This window comes from Pseudomonas sp. Irchel s3h14, from assembly GCF_900187425.1.
GTDB lineage: Bacteria > Pseudomonadota > Gammaproteobacteria > Pseudomonadales > Pseudomonadaceae > Aquipseudomonas.
This window is the reverse complement of record NZ_FYDJ01000004.1, coordinates 1-16,012: the sequence shown is the minus strand read 5'-3', so window position 1 is coordinate 16,012 and position 16,012 is coordinate 1. Positions and strand designations below refer to the sequence as shown.

The 16,012-nt window shown below is 59.3% G+C and carries 15 protein-coding genes; 9 read left to right on the top strand and 6 right to left on the bottom strand.

The genetic code is table 11. The annotated features are described in order from the left end of the window. Window positions 1-78: 78 nt before the first annotated feature. Both CKW16_RS09320 and CKW16_RS09315 read right to left on the bottom strand, forming a co-directional pair. On the bottom strand, window positions 79-558 hold the full coding sequence (locus tag CKW16_RS09320; RefSeq protein WP_256580462.1) for an MEKHLA domain-containing protein: 480 nt from the start codon (window positions 556-558) through the stop codon (window positions 79-81). 81 nt (window positions 559-639) lie between these two features. After that, window positions 640-1,521, bottom strand: coding sequence for a LysR substrate-binding domain-containing protein (locus CKW16_RS09315; protein WP_095128154.1), 882 nt, complete (start codon window positions 1,519-1,521; stop codon window positions 640-642). 139 nt (window positions 1,522-1,660) lie between these two features. Here CKW16_RS09315 and CKW16_RS09310 point away from each other — a divergent pair, with 139 nt between their 5' ends. After that, on the top strand, window positions 1,661-2,692 hold the full coding sequence (locus CKW16_RS09310) for a D-cysteine desulfhydrase family protein (protein WP_095128153.1): 1,032 nt from the start codon (window positions 1,661-1,663) through the stop codon (window positions 2,690-2,692). A gap of 3 nt (window positions 2,693-2,695) precedes the next feature. On the opposite strand, the gene CKW16_RS09305 is transcribed toward CKW16_RS09310, so the two are convergent. Then, window positions 2,696-3,034, bottom strand: coding sequence for an FKBP-type peptidyl-prolyl cis-trans isomerase (locus tag CKW16_RS09305; RefSeq protein ID WP_074875989.1), 339 nt, complete (start codon window positions 3,032-3,034; stop codon window positions 2,696-2,698). Window positions 3,035-3,180: 146 nt separating this feature from the next. Here CKW16_RS09305 and CKW16_RS09300 point away from each other — a divergent pair, with 146 nt between their 5' ends. The 3 genes from CKW16_RS09300 to CKW16_RS09290 all read left to right on the top strand — a co-directional run bounded on the left by CKW16_RS09300 (window position 3,181) and on the right by CKW16_RS09290 (window position 5,742). Then, window positions 3,181-4,245: a M4 family metallopeptidase gene (locus CKW16_RS09300; RefSeq protein ID WP_095128152.1), complete on the top strand. Its 1,065-nt coding sequence runs from the start codon at window positions 3,181-3,183 to the stop codon at window positions 4,243-4,245. Then, window positions 4,242-4,565: a protealysin inhibitor emfourin gene (locus CKW16_RS09295; RefSeq protein WP_095128151.1), complete on the top strand. Its 324-nt coding sequence runs from the start codon at window positions 4,242-4,244 to the stop codon at window positions 4,563-4,565. The genes CKW16_RS09300 and CKW16_RS09295 overlap by 4 nt, the downstream gene beginning before the upstream one ends. A 103-nt stretch (window positions 4,566-4,668) precedes the next feature. Continuing rightward, window positions 4,669-5,742: a sensor domain-containing diguanylate cyclase gene (locus CKW16_RS09290; protein WP_095128150.1), complete on the top strand. Its 1,074-nt coding sequence runs from the start codon at window positions 4,669-4,671 to the stop codon at window positions 5,740-5,742. A gap of 5 nt (window positions 5,743-5,747) precedes the next feature. Here the strand turns inward: CKW16_RS09290 and CKW16_RS09285 are convergent, their stop codons facing one another. Then, complete coding sequence (locus CKW16_RS09285) at window positions 5,748-6,212, bottom strand: hypothetical protein (RefSeq protein ID WP_095128149.1); 465 nt, start codon at window positions 6,210-6,212, stop codon at window positions 5,748-5,750. A gap of 265 nt (window positions 6,213-6,477) precedes the next feature. Here CKW16_RS09285 and CKW16_RS09280 point away from each other — a divergent pair, with 265 nt between their 5' ends. Both CKW16_RS09280 and CKW16_RS09275 read left to right on the top strand, forming a co-directional pair. Then, a complete protein-coding gene (locus tag CKW16_RS09280) occupies window positions 6,478-8,286 on the top strand; it encodes a monovalent cation:proton antiporter-2 (CPA2) family protein (protein WP_095128148.1) in 1,809 nt (602 codons plus the stop codon). 131 nt (window positions 8,287-8,417) lie between these two features. Further along, complete coding sequence (locus CKW16_RS09275; protein ID WP_095128147.1) at window positions 8,418-9,518, top strand: DNA alkylation repair protein; 1,101 nt, start codon at window positions 8,418-8,420, stop codon at window positions 9,516-9,518. A 156-nt stretch (window positions 9,519-9,674) separates the two neighbouring features. Here CKW16_RS09275 and CKW16_RS09270 read toward each other — a convergent pair whose 3' ends face one another. Together CKW16_RS09270 and CKW16_RS09265 are read right to left on the bottom strand one after the other, a co-directional pair. Beyond that, complete coding sequence (locus tag CKW16_RS09270) at window positions 9,675-9,890, bottom strand: DUF4287 domain-containing protein (RefSeq protein ID WP_095128146.1); 216 nt, start codon at window positions 9,888-9,890, stop codon at window positions 9,675-9,677. A gap of 76 nt (window positions 9,891-9,966) precedes the next feature. Further along, window positions 9,967-10,851 (bottom strand): LysR family transcriptional regulator, encoded by an 885-nt coding sequence (locus tag CKW16_RS09265; protein ID WP_095128145.1) that lies wholly within the window; start codon window positions 10,849-10,851, stop codon window positions 9,967-9,969. Between the two features lie 121 nt (window positions 10,852-10,972). Between CKW16_RS09265 and CKW16_RS09260 the strand changes: the two genes are divergently transcribed. From CKW16_RS09260 to lldD, 3 genes are all read left to right on the top strand, one after another. Beyond that, window positions 10,973-12,637 carry a GMC family oxidoreductase gene (locus CKW16_RS09260; protein WP_095128144.1) on the top strand — a complete coding sequence of 555 codons (1,665 nt, stop codon included), beginning with the start codon at window positions 10,973-10,975 and terminating at the stop codon, window positions 12,635-12,637. A gap of 157 nt (window positions 12,638-12,794) precedes the next feature. Continuing rightward, window positions 12,795-14,417, top strand: coding sequence for an MFS transporter (locus CKW16_RS09255; RefSeq protein ID WP_095128143.1), 1,623 nt, complete (start codon window positions 12,795-12,797; stop codon window positions 14,415-14,417). 101 nt (window positions 14,418-14,518) lie between these two features. Next, a complete protein-coding gene (gene lldD, locus CKW16_RS09250; protein ID WP_095128142.1) occupies window positions 14,519-15,661 on the top strand; it encodes an FMN-dependent L-lactate dehydrogenase LldD in 1,143 nt (380 codons plus the stop codon). Window positions 15,662-16,012 lie beyond the last annotated feature (351 nt).

The following is a 16,012-nucleotide window of genomic DNA, read 5'->3' as shown; positions in this document are numbered from 1 at the left end:
GCCTCACCGGACGCTCTGCGTCCGCTCTTGGGACGCGGAGCGTCCCTGGCTGCATTCCCACGTAGAGCGTGGGAACGATCATATCTCTACGTGACCAACACGCTCCGCATCCGGCCAGAACAGTGCCGCCTGCCCCCGGTGCTCACCGTGCTGATCGATCAGCGTCCAGACTTTGCCTTCGTGAATCATGAAGGCATTGCCATCCCGATCCACCCGATACCCGCTGTAGCCATGAGCAATCCCATTGGCCGTGACCTGCTCCAGCAACGTCTGGCGCATGGCTCGGTCCAGTGGCGAAGCGCTGAACCGTGACGGCATGCCGAGGAATTGCGAGCGAGGGTATTTGAAACAGGCCAGCGTTTGTTCGTTGGCATAGAAGAAGCACGGATCGGCTTCGGTGCCATGAGCCAACAGGCTGTAAGGCGCGTGCGCGTGCAACCAGTGCAAGCGCTCAGGTCCGGTCAGCGACTCAGGGGATGGCAGGCTTTGGCCGGTCCAGCGCCGGTAAGCTTCGTCCAGCAGTTGAACAGCAGCTGCGTATTCGTTGATTGGCGACACGCGCCCTCCCACGCAAAGGCGTTGGTTTTTGATGCGCCGTAGCCTATCGAATCCCTGCTGAAAAATCCGCATCCGCAACGCTCACGCCAGTCGCTGCGCAACAAATTCGATAAAGGCTTTCAACTTGGGCAGTGATTTGCGCGAGCGTGGATAAACCATCTGTACCGGCTTGGGCGGCGGAGCATAGGCGTCGAGGATCCGCACGAGTTCGCCGTTGGCCAAGGCTGCCGACACCAGGAAATCAGGCTGCATCAATATCCCTTCACCGGCCACCGCCGCTTGCAGCAGCACTTGGCCGTCATTGCTTTTCAGCACCGCTCCTTCGGGCCAGGGAACCTCGCTGACGCCGTTTTGCAAAGGCCAGGCAAACCGATTGTTCCAGGACGTGTGGGTGAGGATTCTGTGTCGGTGCAGGTCTTCGGGGGATTGGGGTTCCTGCCATTTTTTCAGATACCGGGGCGATGCGCAGATCACCATTCGATACGGTGGCAATGGCTTGGCCAGCAGGTTCACGCCGATCAGTTCGGAGATCCTGAACGCCAGATCGAATGACGTCTCGTACAGGTCCACCACTTCGTTGCTCAGAATCAGCTCGACCTGGATCTGCGGATAACACTGCATGAACTCGGACACCAGAGGACCGACCAATGCCACGCCGAGGGTCATCGGCGCGGTGATTCGCAACAGGCCGCTGGGCTCCGGGTTCGACGCCTCCACCCGGCTGAATGCGTACTTCACCTGCTCCAGTGCCCGCTTGGCTTCTTCATAAAACAACCGCCCTTCCCCGGTGATGGATTGCCGTCGGGTGGTGCGTTGAATGAGCTGGGTGTTGAGGGTTTTCTCCAGGCTCTGGATATGCCGTCCAACCATGACTGCCGACATCCCGACGTCACTGGCCGCATCGGCGAAGCTGCCCGCCTCGACCACGGCGACGAAAACTTCCATTTGCCTGAGTTTGCTCATGACCATGCCTTGTGAAGGGAGGAAACGGAACGCTTGATTAAGTACATCAGGTTAAAGGAGTAATAACCGGCAATGCGTTTATCACGAAGGGCTTTCTCCCTAGAGTCACTTAATTAAAGTGAACAACGAGGCTCCATTGATGCAAACCCTACTGGACACGTCACTCAGTTCTTTTGCGCGGGCAGACCTTCTGCAAGGCCCCACGCCCATTCAGCGCGCCGAACGCCTCGAACAGCTGCTGGGCTTGAAGTCGCAGGGAATCGGCCTGTTTCTCAAGCGCGACGATCATATGCTGATTGGCGGTGGCGGTAACAAACTGCGCAAACTCGAATTCCATATCGGCGCAGCGCTGGCGGCCGGAGTCGACACGGTGATCACCGTGGGCGGCATTCAGTCCAACCACGCGCGCCTGACCGCGGCGGTCTGTGCTCGCCTGGGCCTTGCCTGTGAACTGATCCTGACCCGCGCGGTACCCAAAGCCGATGTAGATTACGAACTCAACGGCAACGTTTTGCTCGACCAATTGTTCGGCGCACAGCTACAGGTGCTTGCCGGGGGCAGCGACTCACTCGCCGTGGCCGAAACACGGGCCACGCAACTTCGGGATTCGGGACACAACGTGCTGGTGATTCCCACCGGTGGCTCAACGCCTCTGGGCAGTCTCGGTTATGCGCGCTGCGCAGCAGAGATCGCGCAACAGGAGACGGAACTCGGCCTCACCTTCAATCAAGTCGTGGTGCCCAACGGCAGCGCCGGCACCCACGCAGGGCTCGCGGCGGGCTTCCAATTGCTGGGCCGCGGCACCTCGATCGTCAAGTCGTACTCGGTTTTGTCCGATCGAGACACGTCAGCGGTCAGAACCCGGCAATTGACCCAGGACGCACTGGCGCTGTTGGGCAGTAGCGCCATTGTGCAGGCTGAAGAGATCGCCATCGACGGCAGTCAGTTGGGCGACGGTTACGGTCTGCCGACGCCAGCCATGCAGGAAGCAGTGCGCCTGATGGCTCGCGCCGAAGGCCTGTTGATCGACCCGGTGTACTCCGGCAAAGCGTTCGCTGGGCTGTTGGCCGATCTCAGGCAAGGACGTTATCGTTCTGGGGACAACGTGCTGTTCGTGATGACCGGTGGAACACCGGGGCTTTATGCCTACCGGGAGACCTTTCAGGCCTAGCGGTTAGTCATCGCGCGTCAGCACTTCCAGCAACTCAATCTCGAAAATCAAATTCGAGTTCGGCGTGATCTTGCCCATGGTCCGTTCACCGTAGGCCAGATGCGCCGGCACCAGCAACTTGCGCTTGCCGCCAACCTGCATCCCCATAATCCCCTGATCCCAACCCTTGATCACCCGACCGGTGCCAATCACGCACTGGAAAGGTTTACCCCGGCTGTAGGAAGAATCGAATTCAGTCCCGTCTTCCAGCCAGCCGCGGTATTGGGTGGTAATCAGCGCGCCTTTGACGGCGGCTTTGCCGTCGCCCGGCTCAAGGTCAATGATTTGCAACTCGTCGTTCATGATTCCTACTCGTTCACTGTCGCCCAGTGATTGGGGCGCGGACGGAGGTTTTCGCAGAAACCGGCGCGCAAGGCAATCCACGGAACCGAAAGACCGTCATCCGGTTCACATGAATAACGACTTCGTATTCAGGAAAGGATGCTCTGATGAACGACTCATCACCGCTGTACAGTTTCATCCCGCCCTACATCCTCAACCGTATTATCGCCCACGGTTCCGACCGTCAGCGCGCCAGCGCCCAGACCACGCTGATCCATGTCCGCCGTCTGCGGCACAATCCTGGCCCGCCATCGCGACCACCCGCCAAAGCGATCCTGCCGCTGCCCGGCCGCCCCGGCCTGGCGCAACGCAGCATTCATGACGCGCAAGGGAAAATGCTTCTGCCGGGTATGCCTGTGCGGCTTGAAGGTCAGGCGGCAACCGGCGATCCGGCGGTCGACGAGGCCTACGACGCAATGGGTGCCAGCTATGATTTCTTCTGGAAGGTGCTGGGTCGGGACTCCATCGACAACAAGGGTTTTGCCCTGATCGGCAGCGTGCATTACGGCCTGGATTACGAGAACGCGTTCTGGAATGGCGCGCAAATGGTGTTCGGTGACGGCGATGGCGAAATCTTCGAACGCTTCACCCGTTCTCTGGATGTGATCGGTCACGAGTTGACGCATGGCGTGATCGAAAGCGAAGCCGGTCTGGTCTATGCCAACCAGTCCGGGGCATTGAATGAATCGATTTCGGACGTTTTCGGGGTACTGATCAAACAACATGTACTGGGCCAGACCGCCGAAGAGGCTGACTGGCTGATCGGTGCGGACCTGCTGGCACCGGGCATCAAAGGCATCGGTTTACGCTCGATGGCCCATCCGGGCACGGCCTATGACGACCCGTTGCTTGGCAAGGACCCGCAACCGGATCACATGCGCAAGTTCGTCATCACCCGGGAAGACAATGGAGGGGTGCACATCAATTCGGGCATCCCCAATCGGGCGTTTTATCTGGCCGCGATGGCGCTGGGCGGCTTTGCCTGGGAAAGAACCGGCCGCATCTGGTACGACACGTTGTGCGACAAACGCCTGAGTAGCGAAGCGACATTCAGTGCCTTCGCGCAACTGACCGTCGAGCATGCCCGACAAGAGTTTGGGGCGAAGGAAGTCGAGGCGGTGCGACACGGCTGGTCTGAAGTGGGCGTCAACCTGACGCTGGAGGAACCATGAAAACCTTGCCAACACTGGACGATAACGCGGTGGTCTGTGTCTCCCGCCAGGGCGGCATTGCGGCAATCCACACCTTGACCCGCCCCCGAGAGATCGAATTCGCCCAATGCAATGCCGACCAACGCACCCGCATCTGCTCGTTGCTCGAGGGTTGCCTGCTTATGACGAGTTCATCCGCCGGCCGGGGCGATCAGCGCTTCTATCAAATCGAAGTGCGCTACCGCAGCGGCGAACAGGACGACCGGATGGTGATGAAGGTGCCTGAAGATCAGGCGCCAGGGGAATTGGTGCATCTGTGGGACAAAGGTGAACTGCTTTGAGTTTGGCGCCCCTCGTAATAGAGGCTGATGATCGAGGGCCGTGTGAACTAACATAGGCACACCTCTCCCGATACGGCTGATACGCCACGATGGCGAAACCTGAATGAATGTGGACTGGACCAGCGCCGCCATCGGCTCAACGATGCTAGCCCTGATCGTCGCGTTGATTTGTCGCGAGCGCTCGCTGCAAAAGCAGCTGGCCGAGTATCGCGTGCTGATCACCAGCCTGACTGACGGACAAAACATCCGTCAGGACGGCGATGCCGAACGCTTCAAGCGCAGCCAGTACTTCGCCCGCATCGGCACGTGGGACTGGGATGTCGACACCGACAAGCTCTACTGGTCGGACGCGATCTACGGCATGTTTGGCTTCAAGATCGACGAAGTAACGCCCTCCTACGCCCTGTTTTGCTCATGTGTTCACCCCGACGATCGGGCCAGGGTCCGGGCCGGGGAATTGCGTTGCCTGGAAACCGGCGACAACCATGACGAGGAATATCGGGTGGTCTGGCCCGACGGCACGATCCGCTGGCTTCGGGAAACCGGCAATGTGGTCAAGAATGACCACGACGCAACGATCAAAATGATGGGCGTGGTACGCGATATCACCGAGGAAAAAGCCTCCGCCAGTTACCTGCAACACCTGGCCCACTTCGACCCGCTGACCGGTCTGCCCAATCGCCTGGTGCTCGAGGAGCGTCTGTCCGAAGCACTGGAACAGGCGCGCATCAGCGCCACGAGGGTTGCGCTGGTATTTGTCGATCTCAATGGTTTCAAGGCAATCAACGACCATTACGGCCATGCCGCCGGCGATCGGGTACTGATCACCACCGCCACACGGCTGAAGAAAATCCTGCGTTCAACCGATACCGTCGCCCGGATCGGTGGCGACGAATTTGTGGTCATCCTCCAAGGCCTGCCCCAGGGCAACAGCCTGCAAGACGAAGCCCGCAGCATCTGCCAGAAAATCTTCGTCGAACTGTCGCCACCGGTGACCATCGGTAATGATCAACGCCACATCGGCACCAGCCTGGGGGTCGCGGTGTTCCCGGACCATGCGCCGAGCATGGACCGGTTGATTCATATTGCGGATCTGGCGATGTATGAGGCGAAGCGCAGTGGGAATAATCAGTATCGGCTGGGTGAACAATCGATGAGCCATAGCCGGGTTGATTGACCCGTTCAGTCCTTGCGCTGGCCGAAAGGAATGCCGTTGAAAGTGTGGGTGCAGCAATAACACTTAGGTGTCATTCGCTCGGCCGTCAGCTCGGGATTGACGATCCGCAGACACCCTTGATCATCGACATACAAGCCACTGAAGTAGCTCGACTCCCCCAATCGCACCTGCTCCTGCCTTTCGTTTTCATGCAGAGCCACCATCCAGAACACTGGTTCAGGCCGATCGAGGCGAGCCACCGCTTCGCTGAAAACCTCATCCCATTGCCCACCGACTCGGGATAGCAGAAACCGAAACAACGGCGTGTAGTCGAACCCGTGCCGACGAGTTCCATGCATCGATCCCCGGAGCGCATCGTTTTGAATTTCAGTCTTGGTATTGCGCTGATGCCGGTAATGCCCCGTGATTTCGTTACACCGGACACCCCAAGTGCGGGTATTGACCTTGCGGTAAAGAGGTTTCTTTTCCAATGAGTCGCTCCTGACATCCAGCCAACAAAATCGACGCCGATCTTTACCGGAACGGTGTGCAATTTCAATCAGCCTTCCATGGCCAATTGTTGCTTGCGGCCTAACGCTCCACTGGCGTGATATCAATAATCGTCCCGTTAGTAATCATCAGCTGGCGCTGAATCATTCCTTAGTGCTGTGATTATTACGATTGCATTGGCATGACGCATTCTTCTCAAGCCTTTATCCTTACCGCCCCGCCGTACCGAGTCCCTGGAGTTTCGCTATGCCCCATGAAGGCAACCTGTTGCAAGCCGCTGTCGTGTTTCTGTTCGCGGCCGTGCTCACCGTTCCCTTGGCCAAGCGCCTGCAACTGGGGGCGGTGCTGGGTTATCTGTTTGCCGGCGTAATCATCGGCCCGTCGGTGCTGGGCTTGATTGGCAATCCGCAAAGCGTCAGCCACATTTCCGAACTCGGGGTGGTGTTGCTGCTGTTCATCATTGGCCTTGAACTGTCGCCGCGACGTTTGTGGGTGATGCGCAAATCGGTGTTCGGCGTCGGCCTGGCGCAAGTGCTGCTGACGGGCTCGGTGATTGGTGTGCTGGCGTTGTTCGTGTTCGGCCAACCGTTGAACAGCGCGATCGTGCTGGGCCTGGGCCTGGCGCTGTCGTCCACCGCGTTCGGTTTGCAAAGCCTGGCCGAGCGCAAGGAACTGACCAGCCCCCACGGGCGCTTGGCGTTCGCGATTCTGTTGTTCCAGGACATCGCCGCTATCCCGTTGATCGCCATGGTGCCGTTGCTGGCGGGCGGCGATCACAGCAGCGGCGCTGGCGAAGGCCTCAATCACGGCTTGCGCGTGCTGGGCAGCATCGCGGTGGTGGTGATCGGTGGGCGGTATCTGCTGCGCCCAGTGTTCCGGGTGGTGGCCAAGACCGGTTTGCCGGAAGTCTCCACCGCCACCGCGTTGCTGGTGGTGATCGGCACAGCGTGGTTGATGGACCTGGTCGGCGTGTCCATGGCATTGGGGGCGTTCCTCGCCGGGTTGCTGCTGGCGGACTCCGAATACCGTCACGAACTGGAAGCGCAAATCGAACCGTTCAAGGGATTGCTGCTGGGGCTGTTTTTCATCAGTGTCGGCATGGGCGCCAATCTGAGTCTGCTCCTGAGCGCGCCGATTACGGTGCTGGGCCTGACCCTGTTGCTGATCGCAATCAAGCTGCCGCTGCTGTTTGTTGTCGGTCGGCTGGCGGGTGGTCTGGGCAAGGTCAGTGCGATTCGCCTCGGCATCGTGCTCGCGGCCGGAGGTGAATTTGCGTTTGTGGTGTTCAAGATCGGCCGCGACCAGGGACTGTTCGAGCCGCGCCTGTACGACTTGCTGGTGCTGACCATCACGTTGTCCATGGCGGTGACGCCGCTGCTGTTGCTGTTGTGCGCTCGACTGGTCAGCCCCAAGGTTCAACCGGTGGTGGTGCCGGAGAAATTCCGCGAGATCGATACCGACACGCCACGCGTGGTGATCGCCGGCATGGGCCGTATGGGGCAGATCGTTGCGCGGATTTTGCGCGCGCAGAACATCAAGTTCGTCGCCCTCGACACCTCGGTGGAAACCATCGAACTGTCCCGCAGTTTTGGCGGCGTGCCGGTGTTCTATGGCGACCCGATGCGCCCGGAGATCCTCAGTGCGGCCAAGGTCGAGCAGGCGGAATACTTTGTCATCGCCACCGACGACCCGGACACCAACATCAAGACCGCCGAACTGGTGCACAAACTCTATCCGCACATCAAAATCATCGCCCGGGCCCGTAACCGTCAGCATGTGCATCGACTGGTGGACCTTGGCGCCGAGGCCATTCGGGAAACCTATTATTCGAGTCTGGAAATGAGCCGACGCACCCTGGTCGGCCTGGGTTTGACCCAGGCCCAGGCCGATGCGCGGATCAAGCGTTTCAAGCATCACGACGAGCAAGTGCTGGAGGCCCAGCACGCGATTTATGACGATGCGGCGAAGGTATTGCAGACGGCGCAGGAGGCCCGGGTGGAACTGGCGAGATTGTTTGAGTCGGATCAGTTGGAAGAAGAATCAGGCAAGGCGTAACTGATCGTTCCCACGCTCTGCGTGGGAATGCCGCCCGGGACGCTCCGCGTCCCTTCGCAAGTCGTGACGCAGAGCGTCACAGGATGCATTCCCACGCAGAGCGTGGGAACGATCGACATAAGGAATCGACAATGGCTGATGACAAACCCGCCCCCGCCCTGAAAGAAATCTTCAACGCCGACCGCCTCAAGCACATCGCCACCGAGATGACCGCGGTCTACCCCGCGTTCAACGCCAAGGCCTTCCTGAAACTGGCCAATGACGGGCTTGCCGAGTTATCAATCATGCAGCGCATGGCCCGGGTCAGCGAATGCCTACACGCGGTGCTGCCATTGAGTTACGAGGAGACGCTTGAGGTGCTGCGCGCCCTCGCTCCGCGGCTGAACAGCGGCTTCGTCAGCATTTCATTACCGCATTACGTCGCGACCTACGGCGGACATGCCTTCGAACAATCCATGGAGGCGCTGAAATACTTCACCACCTTCGGTTCCTCGGAATTCGCAATCCGCCATTTCCTGCGCAACGACATCGAACGCTCACTGGCGGTCATGCACGATTGGTCCCTGGACGAAAACGAACATGTCCGCCGCCTGGCCAGCGAAGGCAGTCGACCGCGCCTGCCGTGGTCGTTTCGTCTGGAGCAAGTGCAGGCCGATCCGACTTTAGCGGCCGCCATCCTCGACAACCTCAAGGCCGACAACAGCCTTTACGTGCGCAAGTCCGTGGCCAACCACCTCAATGACATCACCAAGGATCATCCCGAATGGGTGCTGAACCTGATCGAAGGATGGTCGCTGGACAACAAACACACTGCGTGGATCGCCAAACACGCGCTGCGCAGCCTGATCAAACAGGGCAACCAACGCGCGTTGGCGATCATTGGCGCGGGCGGCAAGCCTGAGGTCGAGATCATCGGTGTGAAAGTCGAACCAGCGGTGATTCGTCTGGGTGAAAAAATCACCCTGTCCTTCGCCGTGAAATCCACGGTCCAGGACAGTCAGCGACTGGTGATCGACTACGCGATCGATTACGTCAAAGCCAACGGCAGCACGTCGGCGAAGGTATTCAAGCTCAAGGCGCTGACGCTTCCCGGCAAGGCGACCGAATCCATCGCCCGTAGCCAGCAGATCAAGGAACTCACCACCCGCCGGCATTACGCAGGCGAGCACGCCGTGCACATTCTGGTGAACGGCGAGCGCCTGGCCAGCACCTCATTCAAAATCCTCCCTTGAAACACGCTCCCCTGTAGGAGCAAAGCTTGCTCGCGATGAACGAAGACGCGGTATGCCAGACCTGACGCCATCGCGAGCAAGCTTTGCTCCTACAGGGGGACAACTCCACCGAGTATTCCCATAGCCATGCCACGTTGCGAGCCGCTTACAGGTGGCTCACGTTTTAGCGCTCGCCAAATAATGCGCAACCAACGCATTCGCATGGCCATGCCCCATACCGTGTTCAGTCTTCAGCCACGCCACCATTTCCATGTGCTTCTTGCCGCTCACTGTTCCCAGCAGATCCAACCAGTGGCTGATTGGCTGCCCGTACTTTTTCTCGATTGACGGGAAGTACGACGCCGGGCCTTTTGTTTTTGTGTCGTCGGTCATGCTGCAAGCTCCCTTTATCGCGACGGAGTGTCGGATAACGCTCCTTGTCGTCATCCAATAGACTGGACGACAAACCTTATCCCAGCAACAACCCCTGCTCCGCCTCACACAACCCCACCACGTAATCCCACATCACCCGCAGCCGTACGGATTTGTGCAGCTCACGCCGCGTGCTGATCCAGTAGCTGCGCTGAATACTCTCATCCGGCAACAACGGCACCAGGCCGGGATCGGTGCTGGCCATGTAGCACGGCAGCACGGCGATCCCCAGGCCTGAGCGCGCAGCCTGTTGCTGGGCGATGACGCTGGTGCTGTGGAACACCACCTGCGGATTGCGGCAGAAGCTGTTGAGGAACATCAGTTCCTGGCTGAACAGCAAGTCGTCGACGTAGCCAATCCACGCATGACGACCGAGATCTTCGCGGCTGCGCAGCGGTGGCGAACGGTCGAGATACTCCTGGCTGGCGTACAGCGCCAATCGATAGTCAGTCAGTTTGCGGGTGACCAGCATGTCGGCCGCCGGGCGTTCGAGGTGGATGCTGATCTCGGCTTCACGGTTGAGAATGCTGACAAAGCGCGGCACCGCCACCAGTTCCACTTCCAATCCCGGATAGCGTTCAAACAGGCCGTTCATGCGGCTGGCGAGAAACATGATGCCCAACCCTTCGGTCACGCCAACGCGGATCTTGCCCAGCGGCGCCGTGGACTGAGTGATTTCTTCCTGCGCCAGCAGCGCGACGTTTTCCATCGCTTCAGCATGTTTGAGCAGCGCTTCACCGGCCGGGGTCAGCTCATAACCCTGGGCGTGCTGAACAAACAGCGCAGTACCGAGGCTCTTTTCGATGGCCTCGATGTGCCGGGCCACGGTGGCGTGGGTGGTGTTCAAACGGCGGGCAGCGGTGAGCAGACGCCCGCTGCGCTGCAACTCGAGAAAAAACCGCAGGTCATTCCAGTCGAACATGAACCGTCCTTGAGGTGGGGCTGTTTAAAAACGCACAGCGGCTGCGCAAAAACTAACATTCTTTTGACGAAAGCTAACAACTAGGATGACCGACAACAAGAACAACAATACGAGGTCACGGATGCAGACTTCCCTGGATGAATACGACTACATCGTGGTCGGTGCCGGCCCGGCCGGTTGTTTGCTGGCCAATCGATTGTCGGCCGACCCGCAGAATCGGGTGTTGCTGCTCGAAGCCGGCGGCCGCGATAACTATGCGTGGATTCACATCCCCGTGGGTTACCTGTTCTGCATCGGCAACCCGCGCACCGACTGGTGCTTCAAGACCGAAGCACAACCCGGCCTGCAAGGCCGCACCCTGAGTTACCCACGTGGCAAAGTGCTCGGCGGCTGTTCCTCGATCAACGGCATGATCTACATGCGCGGGCAGGCCGGCGACTATGACGGCTGGGCGGCCAAGGGCAATCCCGGCTGGAGCTGGCAAGACGTGTTGCCATTGTTCAAAAAGAGCGAAAACCACTTTGCCGGCGACTCGGAATTTCACGGTGCCGCCGGGGAATGGCGGATCGAACGTCAGCGGCTGTCATGGCCGATTCTCGATGCCTTCCGCAGCGCCGCCGAGCAAAGCGGCATCGCCAGCATCGATGACTTCAACCAGGGCGACAACGAAGGCTGCGGCTACTTCCAGGTCAATCAAAAGGCCGGAATTCGCTGGAACGCCTCCAAGGCATTTATCAAACCGATCCGCCATCGGCCCAATCTCACCGTGCTGACCGACGTCGAAGTGGATCGAGTGCTGCTGGAAAACGGCCGTGCGTCAGCGGTCAGCGCGCGTTGGCAGGGTCAGGCGAAAACCTTCAAGGCGCGCAAAGAGATTGTGCTGTGCGCCGGTTCCGTCGGCTCACCGAGCATCCTGCAACGTTCCGGAATCGGCCCTCGCCCGCTGCTGCAACGATTGGGAATCGGCGTTGCCCATGAACTGCCCGGCGTGGGTGGCAATCTGCAGGATCACCTGCAACTGCGCCTGATCTACAAACTGGAAAACGCCCGCACCCTTAACCAGATCGCCGGCAGCCTGTGGGGCAAGATGGGCATGGGCCTGCGTTACCTGTATGACCGCAGCGGCCCGCTGTCCATGGCGCCGAGCCAACTCGGGGCCTTCGCCCGTTCGGGGCCGGAGCAGACATCGGCGAATCTCGAGTACCACGTTCAGCCGCTGTCACTGGAACGTTTCGGTGAGCCATTGCACGCCTTCCCCGCCTTCACGGCGTCTGTGTGCGATCTGCGCCCGCAAAGCCGTGGTCGCGTCGAGATCCGCTCCACCGATCCGCAGGAAGCGCCACTGATTCAGCCCAACTACTTGAGCCATCCGGAAGACTTGCGGGTGGCAGCGGATGCCATTCGCCTGACCCGCCGCATCGTCGCCGCACCGGCCCTGCAAGCATTCAAACCGGTCGAGTACTTGCCCGGCGACAGCTTGCAGAGTGAAGAACAATTGCACGAAGCCGCCGCCCGCATCGGCACCACCATCTTCCATCCGGTCGGCACCTGCCGCATGGGCAACGATGCGGACGCGGTGGTTGATGCGCAACTCAAAGTCCATGGCATCCCGGGCCTGCGCATCGCCGACGCCTCGATCATGCCGCGCATCACCTCGGGCAACACCTGTTCGCCTACGCTGATGATTGCCGAAAAAGCTGCACAGCTGATCCTTAACCCTTCGACCGTAGACCTACCCCCTGTGGGAGCGGGCTTGCTCGCGAAGGCGGCATTACATTCAACATAGAGGTCGACTGACCCAACGCTTTCGTCGGAACGCCGCCCGGAGCAAGCCCGCTCCCACAGGGGATTTGTATTTGATTCACGGACATTGAGCTTTAACCCTGCAAGGAACACGCAACACCAGTGGAACAAAAAAAACAATCACTGTGAGGGATACCGATATGTCAGAACATGTTCAGCCCCTGGAAGCCGTACGCAGCGCGGGCACCAGCCAGGAAACCCAGAAAGTCATCTTCGCCTCGTCGCTCGGGACGGTCTTCGAGTGGTACGACTTTTTCCTCTATGGCGCCCTAGCGGCGGTGATCAGCAAACAGTTTTTCGCCGGGGTCAATGACACCACGGCGTTCATCTTTGCGCTGATGGCCTTCGCTGCCGGCTTCATCGTGCGGCCGTTCGGCGCCTTGCTGTTCGGCCGGTTGGGGGACATGATCGGGCGTAAATACACGTTCCTTGCGACCATCGTCCTCATGGGCCTGGCGACCTTCTGCGTCGGGCTGCTACCGACCTACTCGAGTATCGGCATTGCTGCGCCGATCATCCTCGTGGTGCTGCGCATGCTTCAGGGCCTGGCCCTGGGTGGTGAATACGGCGGCGCTGCCACGTATGTCGCAGAACACGCACCAATGGGTAAACGCGGCTTCCACACCAGCTGGATTCAGTCCACCGCGACCCTCGGGTTGCTGCTGTCGCTATTGGTGGTGCTCGGTTGCCGCTACTTTACCGGCGACCAGTTCGAGGTCTGGGGCTGGCGGATTCCGTTTCTGTTTTCGATCATTCTGCTGGGCATCTCGACCTGGATTCGCATGAGCCTGCACGAGTCGCCAGCGTTCGTGAAAATGAAAGAAGAAGGCAAGCTCTGCAAATCGCCGCTGCGCGATTCCTTCGGCAAATGGGAAAACCTGAAAGTCGTCCTGATCGCCCTGTTCAGCATCAACGCCGGGCAAGCCGTGACCTTTTACGCGGCGCAGTTCTACGTGCTGTTCTTCCTCACCCAGTTCCTGAAAATGGACCCGGCCCTGGCCAACAGTCTGTTGATCGTCAGCGTGATCATCGGCGCGCCGTTCTTCATTTTCTTCGGCTGGCTGTCGGACAAAGTCGGGCGCAAACCGGTGCTGATGATCGGCCTGCTGCTGGCGACTGCACTGTACTTCCCGATCTTCAAGTCCATCGCCCACTACGCCAACCCGGCCATCGACCAGGCCAGCCGTCAGGCACCGATCACCGTACTGGCGGACCCGGCCACCTGCACCTTCCAGTTCGACCCGGTGGGCAAGGCGAAATTTGATAGCCCTTGCGACAAGGTCAAAACCTTCCTGGTGAAACAGGGCCTTCCCTACAACAGCGAAGCTCTACCTGCCGGCAGCGCCGTGCAGGTCAGCGTCGGTGAAGTGAAACTCGAAGGCTACGATGAAGCGGCCCTGCGTGGCGCCGTGACCCTGGCTGGGTATCCGTCAAAAGCCGACACCCAGCTGGTCAACAAACCGATGATCGTGGCGCTGATGGTCGCGCTGATCATCATCTCCGCCATGTGCTACGGCCCGCTGGCAGCGTTGATGGTCGAACTGTTCCCGACCCGCATCCGCTACACCTCAATGTCCCTGCCGTACCACATCGGTAATGGCTGGTTCGGCGGTTTCCTGCCAACGGTGTCGTTTGCCTTGGTGGTGTACACCGGGGACATCTTCTACGGGTTGTGGTACCCGGTGCTGATTACCGGGGTGAGCCTGGTGGTGGGCATGATCTGTTTGCGTGAAACCAAGAACGTGGATCTGGATACCAACTGACAGCACGAGCAAAAAAACGCCCCGCAATGCGGGGCGTTTTCGTTAATCTGACTCTACGCTCGACGCAACCATCGCCCCGCCACTCACCAGACCGAGGCACCATGATCATTTCATCCGCATCTGACTATCGCGAGGCAGCACGTCGCAAACTCCCACGTTTTTTGTTTGATTACATTGATGGTGGGGCTTATGCAGAGCACACGCTGAGGGCCAACAGCGCTGATCTGACCGGCATCAGCCTGCGTCAGCGCATTCTGAAAAACGTCGAAACCCTGAGCCTTGAAACCACCCTCTTCGACCAACCACTTTCAATGCCGATCATATTGGCGCCGGTCGGCCTGACGGGCATGTTCGCCCGCCGTGGTGAAGTGCAGGCGGTCAAAGCGGCGGAAAATAAAGGCATCCCGCTTTGTCTATCAACGGTTTCGGTGTGTTCGATCGAGGAAGTCTCGGCACAAAGCCAACAGTCCATCTGGTTTCAGCTGTATGTGTTGAAGGACAGAGGCTTCATGAAAAATGCACTGGAGCGGGCGAAGGCCGCCGGTGTGAAAAACCTGGTATTTACCGTAGACATGCCCACGCCCGGTGCCCGATACCGGGACGCACACTCGGGCATGTCAGGCCCTTTTGCATCATCGCGGCGAATGCTTCAGGTCATGACCAAACCCGACTGGGCATTCAACGTCGGCGTCATGGGGCGTCCTCACGACCTGGGCAATATTTCAAAGTACCTCGGCAAAGCCGTAACCCTCGAAGACTACATGGGCTGGCTGGCCAATAACTTCGACCCTTCGATCAGCTGGAGTGATCTGGAGTGGATTCGTGAGTTCTGGAAAGGCCCGATGATCATCAAAGGCATTCTCGATCCTCAGGATGCCAGAGACGCGGTCAGCTTTGGCGCGGACGGCATTGTCGTGTCGAACCACGGTGGTAGACAGCTGGACGGCGTGCTCTCCACAACCAAAGCATTGCCGCCGATCATGCAAGCCATCGGTAATGATTTGACGGTGCTGGTCGACTCGGGAATCCGCTCGGGACTTGATGTCGTACGGATGTTGGCGCTGGGCGCAAAAGGCGTATTGCTGGGGCGTTCCATGGCTTATGCACTGGCCGCCGATGGTCAACGCGGGGTGGAGAATATGCTGGATATCTTCGCCAAGGAAATGCGCGTCGCCATGACCTTGACCGGGGTGACCTCGATTGGCCAGATTGATGAATCTACGCTGGTGGATGCTGTTCGATGAGCTGAGCGCAACTGATCGCCACTGCAAGAAAGCGCCTCGTAAATGCGGGTAATGCTGTTCACTTAGGCGCGGGGGGGACATATCCGTTTCTGCGGTGATGGCTGATTACGGTTTCGCTTTTACAGCGACTCACTTTTCCAAACGCCGAAAAGTAAGCAAAAGGCTTTGCCCCTCCATTCGGTGCCTCGCCTAGGCTCGGCATGCCCTCACTCCGGCATTGCTCCGGGGGCCCGCCGCCATCGGCCATCCATGGCCGGGGGCGGCTACCGCGGCATCCTTGCCGCGGTGCCCCCTGCGCAACGCCTGCGTTCGGCCTCTGGGAAAGGGGCAACAGATCAAAATCAAAAGCAA

Coding starts and splice junctions, on each gene's coding strand:
- CKW16_RS09295 (WP_095128151.1), top strand. CDS start 4,242: ATGAAAACCTTGCCAACACTGGACGATAACGCGGTGGTCTGTGTCTCC.
- CKW16_RS09270 (WP_095128146.1), bottom strand. CDS start 9,890: ATGACCGACGACACAAAAACAAAAGGCCCGGCGTCGTACTTCCCGTCA.
- CKW16_RS09300 (WP_095128152.1), top strand. CDS start 3,181: ATGAACGACTCATCACCGCTGTACAGTTTCATCCCGCCCTACATCCTC.
- CKW16_RS09265 (WP_095128145.1), bottom strand. CDS start 10,851: ATGTTCGACTGGAATGACCTGCGGTTTTTTCTCGAGTTGCAGCGCAGC.
- CKW16_RS09315 (WP_095128154.1), bottom strand. CDS start 1,521: ATGAGCAAACTCAGGCAAATGGAAGTTTTCGTCGCCGTGGTCGAGGCG.
- CKW16_RS09310 (WP_095128153.1), top strand. CDS start 1,661: ATGCAAACCCTACTGGACACGTCACTCAGTTCTTTTGCGCGGGCAGAC.
- CKW16_RS09305 (WP_074875989.1), bottom strand. CDS start 3,034: ATGAACGACGAGTTGCAAATCATTGACCTTGAGCCGGGCGACGGCAAA.
- lldD (WP_095128142.1), top strand. CDS start 14,519: ATGATCATTTCATCCGCATCTGACTATCGCGAGGCAGCACGTCGCAAA.
- CKW16_RS09255 (WP_095128143.1), top strand. CDS start 12,795: ATGTCAGAACATGTTCAGCCCCTGGAAGCCGTACGCAGCGCGGGCACC.
- CKW16_RS09260 (WP_095128144.1), top strand. CDS start 10,973: ATGCAGACTTCCCTGGATGAATACGACTACATCGTGGTCGGTGCCGGC.
- CKW16_RS09290 (WP_095128150.1), top strand. CDS start 4,669: ATGAATGTGGACTGGACCAGCGCCGCCATCGGCTCAACGATGCTAGCC.
- CKW16_RS09280 (WP_095128148.1), top strand. CDS start 6,478: ATGCCCCATGAAGGCAACCTGTTGCAAGCCGCTGTCGTGTTTCTGTTC.
- CKW16_RS09275 (WP_095128147.1), top strand. CDS start 8,418: ATGGCTGATGACAAACCCGCCCCCGCCCTGAAAGAAATCTTCAACGCC.